We start from the raw sequence: 19193 nt of genomic DNA, 5'->3' as shown, positions 1-19193 counted from the left end.
GCCAGATAGGCGTAAGCGGCGCCCGTGAGGTGGATTGTCTTACTGCTTCAGCAGCAAATTGCCGTTCTGAACCCCGAAAGAGTTCAGCTTCTTCATGAAGCTCATACCGATCAGCGTCGTGCTGAGCGCACTATCCTTCGCCACCACGGCATCGACATTGCGAACGCGGATCGTCCCGATTTCCAGACGATCGAGTTTGATGTAGGCGACTTTGGAAGCGCCATTCGCGGTCTGGGCCGTGTAGCGATAGTCGAGATCGACGCCGCTGAAGCCGAGGCTGCGCGCCGTGCTCTCGTTCATTGCCACATAGGTCGCGCCGGTATCGATCATCCCGTGCACGGCGCGGCCGTTGATGGTGAAATCGCCTTCATAGTGACCGCCCGCATTGGCGCGCAGCTGAACGCTGCCATAGGAAACGGGAGCTTCCGCCTTCGGTGGAGCAAGCGAAACCGCTTCGACCGGTGCGGGTTTCGCGGCATGTTCGCTATAGCTGCTTACCAGCATCGGCACCTGGGTCGCCGCAACGGCGATGACACCGGCAAAGGCAAGAACACGAACGAGCATCGGCAAGGCCCCTCCTGCGGGCCATGCCATCTATAGGCCAAGTGTGCTGAAAGGACGCTAATGCAATCAATAAAAAGCCCGACAGTTGAATAACTGCCGGGCTCCCTGAAAAGTATTAGAGCGGATTTACTTCGTGCCGTACATACGGTCGCCGGCATCGCCGAGACCGGGCACGATATAGCCCTTCTCGTTGAGATGGCTGTCGATGGCGGCCGTGAAGACCGGCACATCCGGATGCGCCTTGCGGAAATTGGCGATGCCTTCGGGAGCCGCCAGCAGGCACAGGAAGCGGATATTGTGCGCGCCTCGCTCCTTCAGCTTCTCGATCGCGGCAATAGAGGAATTGCCTGTTGCCAGCATCGGATCGACGACGATGATCAAGCGCTCTGAGATATCCTCGGGCGCCTTGAAGTAATATTCGACCGGCTGCAGCGTTTCGTGATCGCGGTAGACGCCGATGTGCGAGACGCGGGCTGAAGGCACCAGGTCGAGCATGCCCTCGAGCAGGCCGTTTCCGGCGCGCAGGATCGAGGCGAAGACCAGCTTCTTGCCCTCGAGGATCGGCGCATCCATCGGCTGCAGCGGCGTCTCGATGGTCTCGATGGTCAGTTCGAGGTCGCGCGTCACTTCGTAACAGAGCAGTGTCGAAATCTCGCGCAGCAGCCGGCGGAAGCTTCCCGTCGACGTGTCCTTCTTGCGCATGATTGTGAGCTTGTGCTGCACAAGCGGGTGATCGATGACAGTGACGCCGTCCATGGTTTCAGCCTTCCAGTAATTCCGCGATATGAGATGGTTCTTCCACGGAAATCGCCTCTGGTGCAAGAAAATAGGCCACTTTTGGAGATTTCATCCCCAATATGGGGCCTTAACTGTGCATTTGGAGCTTCGCCAGCAGCGTCGCCCGCGTCGCCTCGTCTACGAACGCCGCCTCGATCGCCGTGCGGGTCATGGCATCGATCTCGTCGTCGCTAAAGCCGAAGGCTGACGACGCCAGTTCGTATTCGCGCTTCAGCGAGGTGTGAAAGAAGGGCGGGTCGTCGGAGCTGATCGTCACCTTCACGCCGGCGTCGCGCAGCGTGCGCAGTGGGTGCGACTGGAAATCCGGGAAGACGTTGAGCGCGACGTTGGAGCCGGGGCACACTTCCAGCACGGTGCCCAGATCGGCAAGGCGCTTGACGAGATCCATATCCTCAATGGCGCGCACGCCATGGCCGATACGCTGCGGGCGCACCAGATCCACCGCGTCGGCGACGCTGAATGCGCCGCAGACCTCCCCGGCATGGATGGTAATGCCGAGGCCCGCCTCGCGGGCGATATCGAAGGCGCGGGCGTAATCGGCGACTCGGCCCATGCGCTCTTCGCCGGCCATGTTGAAACCGGTGATCAAGGGATTGTCGCTCTTGGCGGCATATTCCGCCGCCTTCACCACGCGATCCGGGCCGAAATGGCGTTCGCCGGTTACGATCAGCCGAGCCTCGATGCCGGTCTTTGCCTTGGCGGCACGGATCCCGGCGGAAACGCCTGCCATATAGGCGTCGGCGCCGAGGCCGATGCGATCGCCATGGTCGGGCGAGACGATGAGCTCGCTATAGATCGTGCCGATACCGGCAAGCTCTTCCAGGTAGGTTCCCGTCAGCAGCGCATAGTCCTCCTCGGTGCGGTAGACCTCGGAAACTTTGTCGTAGCAAAGGAGGAACTCGGCAAAATCCTTCCAGAGGTAAACACCGTCCTTGAGGAAGGCGCTGGTGTCGACCCCGTATTTCTCTGCTTGTGCGAGCGTCAATGCCGGTGGAGCTGCGCCTTCCAGATGGCAATGCAGTTCCACTTTCTTCAAATGCGATGTCAAAGGAAGCTCCTCCCGTGCGGCCCTGCCGCGATTCCCAGATGTTTCGCAACCGTCTCGCCGATATCCGCATAGGTCTGACGGACGCCGATGGAACGGGATCGAATGCCTGGCCCGTAAGCCATAACGGGCACGCGCTCGCGCGTGTGATCCGTGCCGCGCCAGGTCGGGTCGCAGCCGTGATCGGCGGTCAGGATGACAAGATCGCCCGCCTTCAGCTTCTTGTGCACTTCAGGCAGCCGCGCGTCGAATGCCTCGAGTGCTGCGGCATAACCCGGCACGTCGCGGCGGTGACCATAGACCATGTCGAAATCGACGAAATTGGTGAAAACCAGATCACCATCCTCGGCTTCGTCCATGGCCTTCAGCGTCGCATCCATCAGAGCCATGTTGCCATTGGCCTTGATGACCCTTGAAATGCCCTGATGGGCGAAGATATCGCCGATCTTGCCGACGGCATGCACCGTGCGCTCTGCCTTGACGAGACGATCGAGCAGCGTCGGCTCTGGCGGCAGCACGGAGAAATCTCGGCGGTTTCCGGTCCGCTCGAAGGTCGCTGCGGTCTCGCCGACGAAGGGGCGGGCAATGACGCGGCCGATATTGTGAGAATCGAGCAGGGTGCGCACGATCTTGCAGAGGCCGATCAGCCGATCGAGCCCGAAATGCTGTTCGTGTGCTGCAATCTGGAAGACGGAGTCCGACGAGGTGTAGCAGATCGGCTTGCCGCTACGGATGTGCTCTTCGCCAAGCTTGGCGATGATATCCGTGCCGGATGCATGGCAATTGCCGAGAATCCCTAGCAGATCGGCGGCTTCGCAGATGGCCTTCACCAGCTCCGGCGGAAAGGCATCGCCCTCTGCCGGAAAGTAACCCCAGTCGAACATGACCGGCGTACCGGCGATCTCCCAATGACCGGATGGTGTATCCTTGCCGCGGGAAACTTCATTGGCGCAGCCATAAAGGCCGTAGAGTTTTTCCGGCATAGGCATGCCGGCGGGATAATTGCCCGTCGCCGCCTTGGCGATCTCCAGCAGGCCGAGACCGGACATGATCGGCAATGTCAACGGACCCTGACGCAGGCCCTCGCGATCGGCCGCGCCAGCGGCGCAGAACTCGGCGATATGGCCAAGCGTATCGGCGCCTTCGTCACCATAGCTCGCCGCATCCGGGCCGCCGCCTACACCGAAAGAATCCAGAACGAAGAGAAAGGCGCGCGCCATAGATCACCCGATAGAATGCCGTCACCCGGCAGGTCTTCCGGGCTATTGGACGTCACCCATATAACGGAGGCATCGACTTGGCAATTTTCCGTTTGGAAGCACCCGTCAGGCGCCTTTCCTCGGCGTTTTCAGCAATCGCTGCAGCTGATCGAAGTGCCGACGCGCTGCCGGTAATAATATTGCCGGCTGATGGTGATCTGGTTTGTGCCGCTTGGCAGGAAATTGGCACCGAAGCTGAGGAGCTGATAGGGCAGGGCAAGCTCGCTACGGACGAGGAATGTGCTCGCCTGGTTCATGTTGGCCGGCACCGTGACCGTGGAGCCTGGTGTATACGGTCTGGTTCCGTCCTGCGCCCAGGACCAGGCGACGGTCGCCTTGCCGGCCGTGTCGATCGCAATGCCGGTGATCTTCAGCGTCAGGCCCGTCGTGCTATAGGGTGCGAAGATCGCACCGGCAACGGAAGGCATGCCCGCAAGCACGGACTTGGTGACAGACGGCTGCTGCGAGACGATGTCCGCGATCGAACCTGCAGAACGGCTGGCACGTTTCGAGGCATTGAGGCCGACGGTAAGCTCGAATGCACCGAGATAAAGCATCAGCAATACGGGAAAAAGAATGGCGAATTCGATCGCGCCGACGCCATCTTTGTTGCGAGCGAAGCGTCTCAGTACGCTAAAGCGCGTACTTTCTTTCCCGATCATGCTCTTGAGGCCGCTCACGGATAATTCTCGTTCTGGAAGGCTGCGGTTGCGACGATGAGATAGACCGACGCCGAGCCGTCGGTTGGATGCACGTTGGTAAGATAGGGGCGCAGTAGATCCGTTATGATCTGCCAGCGATAATAGGCGCGCACCATGTTCAGCGACTTGGCGCCCCCGGGCGTAAAAGTGAATCCCGTGGTGCTCAGATCGGAATAAGGATCGGTCGACGACTTGCGGGGGATTGTCGTCGGCATGGACGCAAAACTCGAATAGCTCTCCACATCGAGATAGAGGCTTGCCGGCGTCTGTACTTCGGTGGAGGAGCAGGTAATGAGCACGGAAATCTGATTGCAGAATGCCTGCCGGAACTGCTGCGAAGTTGTATTGGCTGCCGTAATCTGTCCGGTCCGGATCTGGCGCGACAGAGTATCGACGGCGTTTGAGACGACTTGCTCCGCGGTAAAGGCGACGAAGGTCTCGATAATGGCAAAGACGATCAGAAAATAGGGGATCGCAAGCAAGGCAAATTCGATCGCTGCTGTCCCGTCCCGAGAACGCACCAATTCACGCAAGCTGCTTCGGGCACTGCGACGTGCGCGGCCTGTATTGGCGTGAGGGGTATTATCTGGCGTCATGGGAAGTCCGCGGCGATTTACACGCGGAGGACACTAGAATTGCTTTCTTGATAATCCGTTTCTCTTCTCTCTTCATATTTAGAGGAAACAAGGATTATCGTTTGCTGCTCAATTCTTTGAAAGTACTTTCGAATATTTGAGTTATCGAATGTTTCTATTGTCCGGCTGCAGCCGTTGGGGTCGTCGTCGTATTGTTCTGCTGGGCATGCTGTTCGCAATTGGGCGTGCACGACAGCACGGCGCGATCCGTCTGGCGGAAGACACGGACCGTATTGCCTTCGTCGATCGATACCAGGATCTGCTCGTCCACGATGGCATTGCCGTCGGTATCGAGCAGGATGATATTCGTCGTCCCGAAGCTGCGGCCGGTCAGTACGATGGTTTTCGGATCGGCCACCGTTGCATCGGCGACTTGCGAATTGCCGACGATGACCTTGCTGACAGGGCGGTCCAGCTTCAATACGCGCGCGTGATCCATATAGACGCGCAGCATGCTTTCTCCGGCAGCGTGGGAAAGCTGCGGCATCATGCCGGCCACGGCAATAATGCAGGCAAGGAATGCTGTTCTGCCGCCGATTGGCATGGCTTGGCCTCTTGGAAAGCGATAGTGAAAAGAATTTCCCGATAGAATGAGAAAGAATGGTGAATGAACGATTAAGCTCGCCTTCTATCATGTAATTATGGCGCAGATGTCCCATGCGGACCCTCCTCGTCGCCTTCTTCCGCAGATCGTGTATTAATTCGAGACGAATCGTATATCGTACTAATATTCATACATCTAATAATTTCTATTTGGCTGAAGATTTTCTTTAAAAACGTACAGAAGAACATGCAAGTCACATTAACTATTCTATTTTCGCTTTTGTATTTACTGCACATTAACCTAATTCTTTAAAGCGATGGAAACGGCGCACAGCTACCGTGCAACTCATCCGATCAACGGCAACAGTTGGCGGACGTGCTGTCAACAAAGTGGAGTTAAACTTATGTCCAAGCTTTTTTCGCGTTTCCTGAAGGATGAATCCGGCGCGACCGCAATTGAATACGGCCTGATCGCCGCCCTGATCTCGGTCGCCATCATCACCGGCGCGACGACCCTCGGTAGTACATTGAACACCACCTTTCAGAATATCTCGAACCACATGACTAATGCTGCTGCGGTCAACAAATAAGCCCAGTATATATTTAGTGCAGATTCTTGGCGAAAACCGCTCGGTATAGTGAGCGGTTTTCGATGTTTTTACTTTCGCAACAGGCGATGTATCTTCAATGATTGAAGCTTCAACATTGTTAATATTTCCGCTCTGCATGTCGATCGCGGCGATCTCCGATCTTCTGACGATGACGATCCCCAATCGCGTTTCACTGGCACTCGCACTCGCATTTCTGGTACTCGCGCAGATCTTCGGCTTGTCGTTTGCGGAAATCGGTATTCATTTCGCCGGTGCCATCGCCGTCTTCCTCGCCTGCTTCGCACTGTTCGCATTAAATGTCATGGGCGGCGGTGACGCCAAGCTCCTGGCCGCGGCCGCGCTTTGGTTCGGCTTTGATGCATCCCTCCTAGAGTTCTTGATCTACGTAGCCTTTATCGGTGGGGCGTTGACGGTTTTGATCATCTTGCTCCGCTCGCAGGCCAACACGATTTTGGCCATTGGTCTTCCTCTGCCGAACTCTCTGGTGATCGCGAAGAAAATTCCTTACGGCATCGCGATCGCGATTGCTGGCATTCTCGCCTTTCCATCTTCACCGGTGTTGATTGTGGCGACGCGCGCCTTGGCTTGAGTCGACTAGTAAAAACAAACTCGCACATATACATTTTCTAATATACGCTAAGTAATCATGGTTAAATAACAATAAATGTAACCAGCCATTAACCATAATTACACCAATTATCGGTCATTCTGCAGGGCGAAGAATCCTGTTCCTCAAGGAATGACCATGAAACCCGCTCGCATAATGATACTCGCAGTGGCAGCCGTCGCGGCCGGGATGGCCGGTCTGCTCGCGATGCGCCTGGCTGGTTCGCGCGATATCGTTCCCCAGCAGATTGCGGCAGTGGTGGAGAAGGAGGCGACGATCAATGTCCTCGTTGCCGGTGCCAATCTGCCCGTCGGTTCGCGTCTGAACGAGCAATCGATCCATTGGATGCCCTGGCCCGAAAGCGGCATCGTCAAAGGTCTCATCACTGAACGCGAGCGCCCTAATGCGCTGAAAGATCTGACCGGTGCCGTTGTTCGCCTGCCGATATTCGAGGGCGAGCCGATCCGCGAGGAAAAGATCGCCGATTCCAACAGCCGTATCCTTTCTTCGTTGCTACCGGCGGGCAAGCGCGCCGTCGCCACCGAGATTTCCGTCGCCACCGGCGCAGGCGGTTTCATCCTTCCGAATGACCGCGTCGATGTCATCATGGTGCGCAAGGGTTCGCAGCAGCAGCTCGTCACCGAAACCGTGCTCAGCAACGTTCGCGTTCTGGCGGTCGATCAGCAAATCGAGGAAAAGCAGGACGGAAGCAAGGCTGTCGTTGGGGCAACCGCGACGCTGGAGCTGACGCCGGACCAGACGAAGGTCCTGGCGGTCGCGCATCAGATGGCCGACCGCCTGACGCTGGCACTGCGCTCCGTTGCCGACGCGCAGCAACCCGATACGACGGCCGCCGATTATCTGCTGGCCGGGGACAATGGTGGCAGCATGATCCAGGTCATCAAATCGGGAGCGATCGTGACCGACGGCCCCAGCGGGCCGAAACCGCAATGAGAAGGGGCGAGACCATGTTAAAGACAAGCAAGAAAGCCAGCCTCCCCCTTGCCGTAAGCCTCTCCTTCTCGGTTGCCTTTGCCGGCCTGCCCTTGGTAGATGTTCCGGCCTTTCTGCGCACGCCCACAGCTTTTGCAGGCGGCTCGGACAGTATCGTCACAATAGCCGGCCTCGGCACCAAGCGCACTTTGAAGCTTGGTCTCAACAAGGCGCTTGTCGTCGATCTGCCGGCCGACGCCCATGACATCCTTGTGTCCGATCCCAAGATGGCCGATGCGGTGACGCGGACCTCGCGCCGCATCTACCTTTTCGGCAAGACGGTCGGCCAGACCAACATCTTCATCTTCGGCGCCGACGGCAAGGAGATCGTCAGCCTCGATCTCCAGATCGAGCGCGATATTGCTGGCCTGCAGGATAATATCAAGCGCTTCATCCCGGACTCCGATATCAACGTCGAGATCATCTCCGACAACATCGTCCTCACTGGCATCGTGCGCACGCCCCAGGATTCGATCCGCGCACAGCAGCTCGCCCAAGCCTTCCTCAAGGGAGGCGAAGCGACGACACGAAACCAGACTGCCTCCGGCAGCGGCGACAACAACGCAGTCGCCATTTTCGCCGAAGGGCGGCAGACTTCGCAGATCGTCAACATGCTGCAGATCGAAGGCGAGGATCAGGTGACGCTCAAGGTGACCGTCGCCGAAATCAAGCGCAGCGTCCTGAAGCAGATTGGTTTCGACAACCTGGTCAGCAATTCCTCCGGCCTGGGCGTCGCTCAACTCGGCAATATCGGAAACAGCGGAACCACGAACTTCCTGGGAGTAAACGGCGATCCCACAAACGCTACCGGCGCGGGTGGTATCTCGACACTCTTCAAATACGCGCTCGGCAAATACAATATCAGCACCTATCTGAATGCTCTCGAACAGGCAGGTGCCGTGCGCACCTTGGCGGAGCCGACATTGACCGCCATTTCCGGACAGGCTGCTACCTTCAATTCCGGTGGTCAGACGCTCTATTCCACGACCGACAAGGACGGCAACACGACGATTACGCCCTATACCTATGGTATCACGCTGGCCTTCACGCCTGTGGTCCTGGCCGGTGGCCGCATCAGCCTGCATGTGCAGACCCAGGTCTCGGAACCGGTCGCATCGTCATCCACCCCGACCTACAACCAACGGGCCGCCAATACTTCGGTCGAGCTGCCATCCGGGGGATCGATCGCTCTTGCCGGCTTGCTGAGCGATAACGTGCAGCAGACGACCTCGGGAACGCCGGGTGCCTCGAAGATTCCGATCCTGGGTGCCCTGTTCCGTCAGAAGAGCTTCCAGCGGGATGAGAGCGAGCTTGTGATTATCGCGACACCCTATCTCGTGCGCCCCGTAGCACGCGACAAGCTTGCCCGCCCCGACGACAATTTTTCTCCGACGAACGATGCCGGTGTCTTCTTCATGAACCGTGTCAACAAGATCTACGGCCGCAAGGATGGTCCGCCGGTCGCCGATGCCGATTTCCACGGCACAGTCGGTTTCATCTACAAGTGAGGAGCAGGACCATGACGCCAGCCTTTTCAACGAGGTCAACGAGAGAGCAAGAGATGGCCAGCCTCGAACGCAATACACCCGGTGGTGCCCGGCCTCGTTTTTCAAGATTGATGCTGATCCTCTCGACATTGGCGCTGATATCGGCCGTCAGCAGTTGCGCCGGCTCCCCAGATGGCATGACGACGAGCGCCATCAGGGATGACTATCGCCAACGGCATCCCATCGTGCTCACCGAAAAGGAGCATAGCGTCGATATACCGGTCGCGGCCAGTGACCGGCACCTGACAACAGGCATGCGCGATACGGTTCGCGGTTTCGTTCAGGATTATCGCGCCCATGCAAGCGGCACGGTGGAAATCCTGTCGCCGCGGCAATCGCCAAATGCCTTTGCCGCATCGGCGCTCAACTCGCAAATCCGTCGGGAGCTGGTCACGAACGGCATTCCGTCGGCGCGAATCGTCAACAGCTATTACCCGGCGGGCGGCCCGGGCGATGCTGCGCCGATCCGCCTGCGCTTTACCGCAACGACGGCGGCCACCAACGCCTGCGGCCAGTGGCCGGACGACCTTTCCGACAACGCATTCGACAATCAGAACTATTATAATTTCGGCTGTGCGACCCAGCACAATCTGGCAGCGCAGATCGCCAATCCGACCGATTTGATTTCGCCGCGCGCGATGACGCCGATCGATGCCGATCAGCGCAGCAAGGTCATCAGCGATTATCGCAGCGGCTCAACCCCGACCAGCACGGCGACGGTCGGCGGCTTCGGTAGCGGAAATTGAACGCAAGAGGCTGGCGCCACGGGATGAGATCATGAACGCCATCGAATACGATATCGGCTCGACTGCCTCGGAAGCGGAGGAAGCTTCGCGCTCGGGCAATCTCGACAGTCTGCGGCCGCTGCCGCGTATTTCCATACATGCCTTTTGCGAAAGCGAGCAGCTGCAGCAGGTGATGGATCAGTGCGCCAACGATCGGCGCATGTCCAAGGTCAGCCTGCGGATCACCAGCGGCGGTGTGGCGGCTGCGGCGAACATGTTCGCCTCGGCGCCGACCCCGAACCTGATCATTCTGGAGACGCGCGCCAACCCGCGCGGCCTCCTGGCGGAACTCGAGCCGCTCGCCGCCGTCTGCGATCCGAGCACCAAGGTCATCATCGTCGGCTATCACAACGACATCGGTCTTTACCGCGAACTCATCCGCAACGGTATCTCAGAATATATCGTACAGCCGACCGATATGATCGATCTGATGACGGCGGTGGCATCGATATTCATCGACCCCGATGCCGAACCGCTCGGCCGCAGTATTGCCTTCATCGGTGCCAAGGGTGGGGTGGGCGCATCCACCATCGCCCATAATTGCGCCTTCGGCATCTCCAGCCTCTTCTCGACCGAAACCATTCTCGCCGATCTCGATCTGCCCTACGGCACCGCCAATATCGATTTTGACCAGGATCCCGCGCAGGGTATCGCGGAAGCCGTTTATGCTCCGGAGCGCCTCGACGAGGTCTTCCTCGATCGCTTGCTGACCAAATGCTCTCAGCATCTGTCGCTGCTGGCGGCACCCTCGATGCTGGATCGCGCCTATGATTTCGAAGGGCAGGCATTCCTGCCGGTGCTCGACGTTCTCCAGCGCAGCGCGCCGGTGGCGGTTCTCGACGTGCCGCATGTCTGGACCGAATGGACGCGTTCGGTGCTTGGCGCGGTAGACGAGGTCGTCATCTGTGCCGCACCCGATCTTGCCAATCTGCGCAACGCCAAGAACCTGATCGACGCTCTGCGCAAGCTGCGGCCGAACGATAAGGCACCGCACCTCATTCTCAATCAGGTCGGCATGCCGAAGCGCCCGGAGATCAATCCTTCGGAATTCTGCGCGCCGCTGGAGACCGACCCGATCGCCATCATACCCTTTGACATCAACCTGTTCGGCAATGCCGCCAACAGCGGACAGATGATCTCCGAGACTGATCCCAAGTCGCCGATTGCGGAAACTTTCTCGCAGATATCGCACATCGTCACCGGGCGTGTTGCTTTGAAGAAGGCAAGAAAGGGCGGTTTGCTTGGTCTTTTAAAGCGGAAGTAACCTCATGATTTCGCATGGATTCCGAAAACAGATCTTTCATGAAAGCCATGCAGCAGCAGTAGAATTGGATCGAAGACATGTTTGGCAAGCGCGGAAGTGAAGGTCCTGCAAAGAGCGGCGGCGCAATGCCTCCGCCGGCACCGGCGCGTGCACCCGCTCCCGCTGGCGGGCCAACGGCGCCGGCTGTGCTCATAGAGCCGTCCCGTGATGCCGCGCAGCCACGTCAGCAGGTCGCTCCGCCGCCGATGCAGACGCCTAGCCGGCGTCGCGTGGCGCGTACCGAAGAATATTACGATACGAAATCGCAGGTCTTCTCCGCGCTGATCGATACGATCGATCTCTCGCAGCTCTCCAAGCTCGGCAACGAGGCGGCGCGTGAGGAAATCCGCGATATCGTCAACGATATCATCACGATCAAGAATTTCGCGATGTCGATCTCCGAGCAGGAGGAGCTGCTCGAGGATATCTGCAACGACGTGCTTGGCTACGGTCCGCTGGAGCCGTTGCTCGCCCGCGACGACATCGCCGACATCATGGTCAACGGCGCCGGCCAGACCTTCATCGAAGTCGGCGGCAAGACCGTCGAATCCGAAATCCGCTTTCGCGACAATTCGCAGCTTCTGTCCATTTGCCAGCGGATCGTCAGCCAGGTCGGCCGCCGCGTCGATGAATCGAGCCCCATCTGCGATGCGCGCCTGCCCGATGGTTCGCGCGTCAACGTCATCGCTCCGCCACTGGCAATCGACGGTCCTGCACTGACCATTCGTAAATTCAAGAAGGACAAGCTGACGCTCGATCAGCTCGTCCGCTTCGGCGCCATCACGCCGGAGGGCGCGACGCTTTTGCAGATCATCGGCCGCGTGCGCTGCAACGTCGTCATTTCGGGAGGTACGGGCTCGGGCAAGACGACGCTTCTGAACTGCCTGACCAACTATATCGATCGAGACGAACGCGTCATCACCTGCGAAGACACCGCCGAACTGCAATTGCAGCAGCCGCACGTGGTGCGCCTCGAAACCCGTCCGCCCAACATCGAGGGCGAGGGTGAGATCACCATGCGCGATCTCGTCAAGAACTGCCTGCGTATGCGCCCCGAACGCATCATCGTCGGCGAAGTGCGCGGACCCGAGGTCTTCGACCTGCTGCAGGCGATGAACACGGGTCACGACGGCTCCATGGGCACGATCCACGCCAATACGCCGCGCGAATGCCTGAGCCGCATGGAATCGATGATCGCCATGGGTGGTTTCAGCCTGCCGGCCAAGACCGTCCGTGAGATCATATCCAGCTCCGTCGACGTCGTCATCCAGGCTGCCCGCCTGCGTGACGGTTCGCGCCGCATCACCCAGATCACCGAGGTGATCGGCATGGAAGGGGATGTGATCATTACCCAGGATTTGATGCGCTACGAAATCGAGGGCGAGGATGCGAACGGCCGGATCATCGGGCGGCACGTCTCCACCGGTATCGGCAAGCCGCATTTCTGGGATCGTGCTCGCTATTATAACGAGGAGCGGCGTCTGGCAGCCGCCCTCGATGAGATGGAACAGAAAGCGCAATAGGGCTCGCGATGTTTGGTATCGATCCGATAGTGCTGCTGATTGTCCTGCTGACGGCGGTCTCCGCCGCCGCGGTCTGCTACGGCATTCTCTATTCACGGATCGAGACACAGAAAAAGGCCGATAGCCGGGTCAACCGGGTCAAGCAGGCTGAGACCGATCGCGTCAAGGTCAAGGCCGCGCGCGATCGCGTCCAGGAAATGTCCAAGCGGCGCAAGTCGGTGCAGGACACCCTCAAGGACCTGGAGCGGCGACAGAGCGAAAATACGAAGAAGAAGCAGTCGCTCAAGGCGCGTCTGGCGCAGGCCGGCCTGTCGTTGACGCCGTCGCGCTTCTACATCTTCAGCGTGCTCTTCGGTCTTTTCGTCATGCTGGTCTTTTTCATCGTCGGCGCGCTGCCTCTCGTCATTTTGGGAATGTTCTTTGCGTCTGCCTTCGGCCTGCCGCGCTGGGTCATCGGCTTCCTCATCAAGCGCCGGCAAAGCAAGTTCCTCGAAGAGTTTCCGAACTCGCTTGACCTCATCACGCGCTCGCTTCGCTCGGGCCTGCCGCTCAACGATGCAGTGCGGCTGGTGGCTGGCGAGGCGCGAGAGCCTGTCAAGACGGAGTTTCGGCGGGTGGTCGAGGCGCAGCAGGTCGGTCTTAGCATGTCGGACGCCTGCGCACGCATCGCGAACCATATGCCGCTGCAGGAAGTAAATTTCTTCTCGATCGTCATCGCCATTCAGGCCCAGGCGGGCGGCAACCTGTCGGAAGCCCTGGGCAACCTCTCAAAGGTGCTGCGCGAACGCAAGAAAATGAAGGCGAAGGTCAAGGCATTGTCGATGGAGGCCAAGGCATCCGCCGTCATCATCGGCGCTCTGCCCTTCATCGTGATGCTGCTCGTCTATCTGACATCGCCGCAATACATGATGATCCTGTTCACCGATCCGCGCGGCCATCTGATCTTGCTTGGAGCCGGCATCTGGATGTCGCTCGGCATCTTCATCATGCGCAACATGGTCAATTTCGAGATCTGAGCGGAAGGAGCCGCGTCGCCCATGTCCGATCTGGCAGCCAATTTGACCGATCCTGGCACCCTTCTTGCCGTTGTGGTTGCCATCGCCGTCTTCGCGACCTTCTACACGATCGCCATACCGCTGCTGGAGCGTGGCGATCTCAGCAAGCGCATGAAGGCCGTGTCGACAGAGCGCGAACAGATTCGCGCCCGTGAACGCGCACGGCTAAGCGCAGAGGGCGGCAAGGCATCGCTGCGGAGCCACAACAATCGAAACGTTAGACAGATCGTCGAGCGGTTCAACCTGCGCAATGCGCTTGTCGATGCCAATACCGTCAATCGCTTGCGGTCTGCCGGCCTGCGTTCTGAAAATGCGCTCAACATGTTCCTGGTGGCGCGATTCCTGCTGCCCTTCCTTTTTCTGGCAGTTGCGATCGTCATCGTCTTCGTTCTCGGCTGGTTTGCCGCAAAGCCCCTGCCGATCCGGCTGCTTGGCGTCATCGGCTTCGCCTATCTAGGCTTCTATGCGCCGAACATCTATATCTCCAATCTGGTGACCAAGCGCCAGAAATCGATCAAGCGCGCCTGGCCGGATGCGCTCGACCTGATGCTGATCTGCGTGGAGTCTGGCATTTCAATCGAAGCCGGCATGCATCGCGTGTCCGAGGAAATGGCCGAGCAGTCCCCGGCACTCGCCGAGGAAATGGTGCTGACCACAGCCGAGCTTTCCTTCCTCCAGGATCGCCGCACCGCCTTCGACAATCTTGCCGCCCGCACCCAGATCGAACTCGTCAAATCGGTCACGCAGGCGCTCATCCAGGCGGAACGCTATGGTACGCCGCTCTCGCAGGCCTTGCGTGTCATGGCACAGGAAGGCCGCGACGAGCGCATGAACGAGGCGGAAAAGAAAGCGGCCGCACTGCCGCCGAAGCTCACCGTACCGATGATCGTCTTCTTCCTGCCGGTCTTGATGGCGGTCATTCTCGGCCCGGCGATCATTCAGGCAATGGACAAATTCTGAGCCGCCGACTTGCTCGCGGCATGCGGGCATGGTTATCTTCCACGCAATATCGCCGACGGGCGTCAGGCGCATCGTTCCGGAAAGGCGCCGGGCGTTCGTGTAGCCCATATTGGGAGGTCTCGCATGTCATCCTTGGCAATATTTTTCAGTGTCATCGCGGCAGTCTTCATCGGAGCGGTGAGCCCCGGCCCAAGCTTCGTGCTCGTTTCGCGCATCGCTGTTTCCCGCTCACGCAAGGCAGGTCTTGCCGCGGCCTTCGGCATGGGAACGGGCAGCGTCATTTTCGCGACCTTGGCCCTCTTCGGCTTGAGCGCATTGCTGATGAAAGTCGAATGGCTATATCTGGCGCTAAAAGTCGCCGGTGGCCTCTATCTGATTTATGTCGGCATCCGCATCTGGCGCAGCGCCGCGGACGATCTTCCCATCGATGCACCAACGACGCCGGCTGCAGGCGGTGTGATGCGCAATTTCCTCTTTGCGCTCGGCACGCAGCTCAGCAATCCGAAGACAGCCATTTTCTACGGCAGTATCTTTGCCGCACTTCTGCCGGCGGCTCCGGCTCCCTGGCTGCTGTTTACGGTTCCGCCCGCAGTCTTCCTGGTCGAAGTAGGCTGGTACACGGTGGTAACGCTGGCCTTTTCTTCGAACCGGCCGCGCGCCATCTATCTCGGTGCGAAACTATGGATAGATCGGGTGGCCGGCGTTGTGATGGGCGCCCTCGGCGCGCGGCTTGTCGCCGAGGGGTTGCCGCGCCACATCTGGCGTTAAGGCCTACGGCTACCGGGCGTGCGCCTCAACCCCTCCGCTAGAGCAGTTCCAGCAAAAGTGCGAAGCGGTTTTGCGTCCGGAACTGCGTAAAAATAAGAAGATAGAGCGTTTTCGCGATTCGAAGAAAAGCGGAAATGCTCTAACGAGTGCCGTTTTCGAAAGTTGGGTAGGGAAGCCGTTGCGGCTCTCCCGCTCTATTGCTGGGCTACTTTCCTGTTATCGCCACTGGCGGCAAGCTTCTGCCAGGAGTTCTGCTGTGCCAGCATGCCACGCAGATAGGCGACATTGGCGTTTGCCTGCTGCGGCGTCAGTTCCTGGCGAGCGATTTGTTCGGCTTCCGCAAAGCGGCCCTGCAGGCCGACGACGAGCGCCAGATTCTGCCGCACGCGGCTGTCGGCGCCCGGCTGGGCGACGGCCGTGCGGAGATAGTTTTCCGCATTCTTGAGATCGCCGGTCAGGACGTAGGACATACCAAGATTGGAAAGGACCGTCGGCTCGTTGGGGGCGAGCACCAGCGCATCCCGATATTTGGCCCGTGCATCGCTGGAACGTCCGAGCTGATCGAGAATGGCGCCCTGCGCGGAAACCAGCCGCCAGTCCGGCCGGTCCGGCAGCTGAGCGCGGTCAATGGTCGAGAGCGCTTCGTCGAGCTGCCCTGCTGCCGCCTGTGCCTTGCCGTAGGCGGCCAGCACGCCGCGGTCGGTCGGATTGGCGATTGCCACCTGCTGCATGACCGCAAGCGCCTGGTCGTTGCGGCCGCTCATGCGCAAGGCGTTGGCGTAGTTGACGCCTGCATCGCGATCTTTGGGATTGGCGTCGTAGGCCTTGCCGAACGTCGCGGTCGCCTGCGCGAGATCGGTGCTGTTCATCGTATCGAGAGGCTGCGACGTCTTCGGAATCGAGCCCGTCGTCATCCGGTCTTTTCCGGTCGTCGAGCAGCTTGCGAGCGCGAGCGCCAGAAGCGCTGCCGAAGCTCCGCGGAAAAGAAAGGTTCTGAATGAAGACGTAGCTGAGACGGCGGGCATGTCGCGTATCCCTGAATTCCTTATACTTGCGCCCGGCCTAGAATCGGAACAGGGAAAGGTTCGACGCAATGTTCGCTCCAGCAATAATCTGTTAACCCTAACAGACAGTTAACTCTTGATTCTTCTCAATCACCGCCAAAGGATAGTCATGGCCCCCTTTCAATTCATCGAGCGCGCGACGCCCTTCAATTCGAAGGGTGGCGCGACCCTGCCGATCTTTGCCGTTACCCCGGCGCATATCGAGACCGGCACCATCGATCCCATCGCGCTCGATTGGGCACGCAAGGCTGGTTACAAGGCAGAGAGCGGTTCGTTGCTGCTGATCCCGACCGCTCAAGGGCATCTGGGCGGCGCTCTCTTCGGCCTCGGCTCCAACCCGTCCGAACAACCCTTCCTCACGGGCAAGCTGGCGCGCAGCCTGCCGGCCGGCGATTGGCATATCGAGACGGCGCCGCTGACGGCGAACCGGCTCTCGCTTGGCTTCGGCCTCGGCAGCTATCGCTTCGACCGCTATAAGTCGGAAAAAGCCGCGATGCCGACGCTGATGATCCCGCGCGATGCCGATGCCGCCGATATCAAGCGCCAGCTCGCCGGTGTCTTCCTTGCCCGCGATCTCATCAACACGCCGACCAACGACATGGGTCCGGAACAGCTCGAAGCCGCCTTCCGGGCGCTTGCCGAGCACTACAAGGCAGAGATGTCCGTCATCATCGGCGATGATCTCCTGAAGGAGAATTTCCCTCTCGTGCACACGGTCGGTCGCGCCAGCGCCGATGCACCACGCCTTCTGGAACTGCGCTGGGGCAAGAAGGGTCATCGCCGTATCACCCTGGTCGGCAAGGGCGTGTGCTTCGACACCGGTGGCCTCGATATCAAGCCGGCATCCTCCATGCTGCTGATGAAGAAGGACATGGGCGGTGCCGCCAACGTCATGGGCCTGGCGCTGATGATCATGGACGCCAAGCTCAAGGTCGATCTTCGCGTCATCATTCCGGTCGTCGAGAACTCGATTTCATCCAACGCCTTCCGTCCTGGCGATATCTACAGGAGCCGCAAGGGCCTGACCGTGCAGATCGACAATACGGATGCCGAGGGCCGGCTGATCCTCGCCGATGCGCTGGCTTATGCCGACGAAGATGCGCCGGACCTGATGATCGACATGGCAACGCTGACGGGTGCAGCCCGCGTTGCGCTCGGCCCCGACCTGCCGCCTTTCTTCACAGACGACAGCGAGCTTGCCAGCGATCTGACCGAGGCGAGCCTGGAGACGGATGATCCGCTGTGGCGGATGCCGCTCTATATGGGCTACGACAAGGACATCCGGACCAAATTCGCCGATATCACCAATGCTCCATCAGGCGGCATGGCCGGCTCCATTACGGCTGCCCTGTTCCTCAAGCGCTTCGTGACAAAGACGCCAAGCTGGGTGCATTTCGATATTTTCGGCTGGGCGCCGAGCGAACGCCCGCATTCCCCCGGCGGCGGCGAGGCACAGGCGATCCGGGCTCTGTATCATCATATCAGGCAGAGTGTGCGGTAGGCCGTCGCTGCAGGTAGGCGAGCTTCTCTGTCCATCGCCCACGTGGCACCCCCTCTGTCGCTGCCGCGACATCTCCCCCCTTGTGGGCAGGGGTATCGCATATGAGCGGAGATCGCCGCTGTCCCCCTTCTCCCCAGCGGGGAGAAGGTGCCGCCAGGCGGATGAGGGGGTGCCCGCCAAGACCACCAAAATCCATGAATTCAAATCGATAACCCCCTCATCCGACCCTTCGGGCCACCTTCTCCCCAAGGGGAGAAGGAGCTTATGGCGCTCGTCCGCCTCCATATGCGATAGCCCTGCCTAAAGGGGCGAGATCGGTAACTCGTTGCATCCTTCTGCCTCAAGGCAACATCGTAGCCGCAGAAATTTCAGCTATTGTTTCATCGGTAATGGCCACAAACTCCAAACGATCTCCCCCCTTGTGGGGAGATGTCACGAAGCGATAGAGGGGGGTGCACTCTCAACGAACTCTGTGGTCACCGCTCCGAAGACTAACCAGTCAAAACTCCCTTGAAACCGCCATGATCTTGGCCGAGACTGGAACGGCAGCGTAACGAATTCCGGGGTTGCCCTTGCCGCTTGAACTCACCGCCTCACAGGCTCTCGGCCTCTGGCATGGCGTGACGCTCGCTCAGGTGCGCCGCGAGGATCATGACTTGACGCTGCGGCAGACGGCGATTCTGCTGCAGATCTATCTTGTGCCGCCTCCTCATACCGTGCGCGGTCTGGCCGCGACCCTCGGCGTTACCAAGCCGGTCATCACCCGGGCGCTTGATACCATGGGCGTGATGGGATTGGTCGACCGTGTCCGCGATGAGCGCGATCGTCGCAATGTCATCATTAAGCGAACGGTCACCGGCGCGCTTTATCTTGAAAAACTCGGCGATCTCATCATAGAGCACGGCCGAAAATTGTAACCTCAGGAATTTCA

Annotated in this window: 20 protein-coding genes; 12 read left to right on the top strand and 8 right to left on the bottom strand. The window is 59.3% G+C overall.

The genetic code is table 11. The features are described from left to right. Positions 1-39: 39 nt before the first annotated feature. The 7 genes from FBZ99_RS14315 to FBZ99_RS14285 form a co-directional block, all read right to left on the bottom strand. Positions 40-564, bottom strand: a complete 525-nt coding sequence (locus FBZ99_RS14315) for a TIGR02281 family clan AA aspartic protease (RefSeq protein ID WP_113420611.1) — start codon at positions 562-564, stop codon at positions 40-42. A 126-nt stretch (positions 565-690) separates the two neighbouring features. Continuing rightward, positions 691-1320, bottom strand: a complete 630-nt coding sequence (gene upp, locus FBZ99_RS14310) for a uracil phosphoribosyltransferase (protein WP_015338410.1) — start codon at positions 1318-1320, stop codon at positions 691-693. 109 nt (positions 1321-1429) lie between these two features. Beyond that, positions 1430-2410, bottom strand: coding sequence for an adenosine deaminase (locus tag FBZ99_RS14305; protein ID WP_145633819.1), 981 nt, complete (start codon positions 2408-2410; stop codon positions 1430-1432). Further along, positions 2407-3627 (bottom strand): phosphopentomutase, encoded by a 1221-nt coding sequence (locus tag FBZ99_RS14300; protein WP_145633815.1) that lies wholly within the window; start codon positions 3625-3627, stop codon positions 2407-2409. The genes FBZ99_RS14305 and FBZ99_RS14300 overlap by 4 nt, the downstream gene beginning before the upstream one ends. A gap of 128 nt (positions 3628-3755) precedes the next feature. Then, positions 3756-4328 (bottom strand): TadE/TadG family type IV pilus assembly protein, encoded by a 573-nt coding sequence (locus FBZ99_RS14295; RefSeq protein WP_113391040.1) that lies wholly within the window; start codon positions 4326-4328, stop codon positions 3756-3758. A gap of 14 nt (positions 4329-4342) precedes the next feature. Beyond that, positions 4343-4963 carry a TadE/TadG family type IV pilus assembly protein gene (locus tag FBZ99_RS14290; protein WP_113391022.1) on the bottom strand — a complete coding sequence of 207 codons (621 nt, stop codon included), beginning with the start codon at positions 4961-4963 and terminating at the stop codon, positions 4343-4345. A 154-nt stretch (positions 4964-5117) separates the two neighbouring features. Next, the gene (locus FBZ99_RS14285) at positions 5118-5546 is read right to left on the bottom strand and encodes a pilus assembly protein N-terminal domain-containing protein (RefSeq protein ID WP_113420610.1); all 429 of its coding nucleotides are present in this window, start codon (positions 5544-5546) and stop codon (positions 5118-5120) included. 403 nt (positions 5547-5949) lie between these two features. Here FBZ99_RS14285 and FBZ99_RS14280 point away from each other — a divergent pair, with 403 nt between their 5' ends. The 10 genes from FBZ99_RS14280 (at position 5950) to FBZ99_RS14235 (ending at position 15697) form a co-directional block, all read left to right on the top strand. Continuing rightward, complete coding sequence (locus FBZ99_RS14280) at positions 5950-6135, top strand: Flp family type IVb pilin (RefSeq protein ID WP_113351451.1); 186 nt, start codon at positions 5950-5952, stop codon at positions 6133-6135. A gap of 97 nt (positions 6136-6232) precedes the next feature. After that, a complete protein-coding gene (locus FBZ99_RS14275) occupies positions 6233-6745 on the top strand; it encodes an A24 family peptidase (protein ID WP_145633813.1) in 513 nt (170 codons plus the stop codon). Positions 6746-6901: 156 nt separating this feature from the next. Next, complete coding sequence (gene cpaB / locus FBZ99_RS14270) at positions 6902-7717, top strand: Flp pilus assembly protein CpaB (RefSeq protein ID WP_145633810.1); 816 nt, start codon at positions 6902-6904, stop codon at positions 7715-7717. Between the two features lie 14 nt (positions 7718-7731). Further along, positions 7732-9264, top strand: a complete 1533-nt coding sequence (locus FBZ99_RS14265) for a type II and III secretion system protein family protein (protein WP_145633807.1) — start codon at positions 7732-7734, stop codon at positions 9262-9264. 53 nt (positions 9265-9317) lie between these two features. Continuing rightward, positions 9318-10049, top strand: a complete 732-nt coding sequence (locus tag FBZ99_RS14260) for a CpaD family pilus assembly protein (RefSeq protein WP_145633804.1) — start codon at positions 9318-9320, stop codon at positions 10047-10049. Positions 10050-10080: 31 nt separating this feature from the next. After that, entirely contained in the window at positions 10081-11352 is a 1272-nt protein-coding gene (locus FBZ99_RS14255) for an AAA family ATPase (RefSeq protein ID WP_145633799.1), read from the top strand. A gap of 77 nt (positions 11353-11429) precedes the next feature. Next, complete coding sequence (locus FBZ99_RS14250) at positions 11430-12914, top strand: CpaF family protein (RefSeq protein ID WP_145633796.1); 1485 nt, start codon at positions 11430-11432, stop codon at positions 12912-12914. 8 nt (positions 12915-12922) lie between these two features. Continuing rightward, on the top strand, positions 12923-13930 hold the full coding sequence (locus FBZ99_RS14245; protein ID WP_145633791.1) for a type II secretion system F family protein: 1008 nt from the start codon (positions 12923-12925) through the stop codon (positions 13928-13930). A 21-nt stretch (positions 13931-13951) separates the two neighbouring features. Continuing rightward, positions 13952-14929 (top strand): type II secretion system F family protein, encoded by a 978-nt coding sequence (locus FBZ99_RS14240; protein ID WP_069610978.1) that lies wholly within the window; start codon positions 13952-13954, stop codon positions 14927-14929. A 123-nt stretch (positions 14930-15052) separates the two neighbouring features. After that, positions 15053-15697: a LysE family translocator gene (locus FBZ99_RS14235; RefSeq protein ID WP_113351445.1), complete on the top strand. Its 645-nt coding sequence runs from the start codon at positions 15053-15055 to the stop codon at positions 15695-15697. Positions 15698-15891: 194 nt separating this feature from the next. Here FBZ99_RS14235 and FBZ99_RS14230 read toward each other — a convergent pair whose 3' ends face one another. Continuing rightward, a complete protein-coding gene (locus FBZ99_RS14230; RefSeq protein ID WP_113330643.1) occupies positions 15892-16722 on the bottom strand; it encodes a tetratricopeptide repeat protein in 831 nt (276 codons plus the stop codon). Positions 16723-16870: 148 nt separating this feature from the next. Between FBZ99_RS14230 and FBZ99_RS14225 the strand changes: the two genes are divergently transcribed. Both FBZ99_RS14225 and FBZ99_RS14220 read left to right on the top strand, forming a co-directional pair. Then, entirely contained in the window at positions 16871-18262 is a 1392-nt protein-coding gene (locus tag FBZ99_RS14225; RefSeq protein ID WP_145633788.1) for a leucyl aminopeptidase family protein, read from the top strand. 572 nt (positions 18263-18834) lie between these two features. Continuing rightward, positions 18835-19179, top strand: coding sequence for a MarR family transcriptional regulator (locus FBZ99_RS14220; protein ID WP_145633783.1), 345 nt, complete (start codon positions 18835-18837; stop codon positions 19177-19179). Positions 19180-19193 lie beyond the last annotated feature (14 nt).

It is taken from the genome of Rhizobium sp. ERR 1071 (genome assembly GCF_007828675.1).
Classification (GTDB): domain Bacteria; phylum Pseudomonadota; class Alphaproteobacteria; order Rhizobiales; family Rhizobiaceae; genus Rhizobium; species Rhizobium dioscoreae.
The sequence above is the reverse complement of the archived record's forward strand: the minus strand, read 5'-3'. Positions and strand labels throughout refer to the sequence as shown.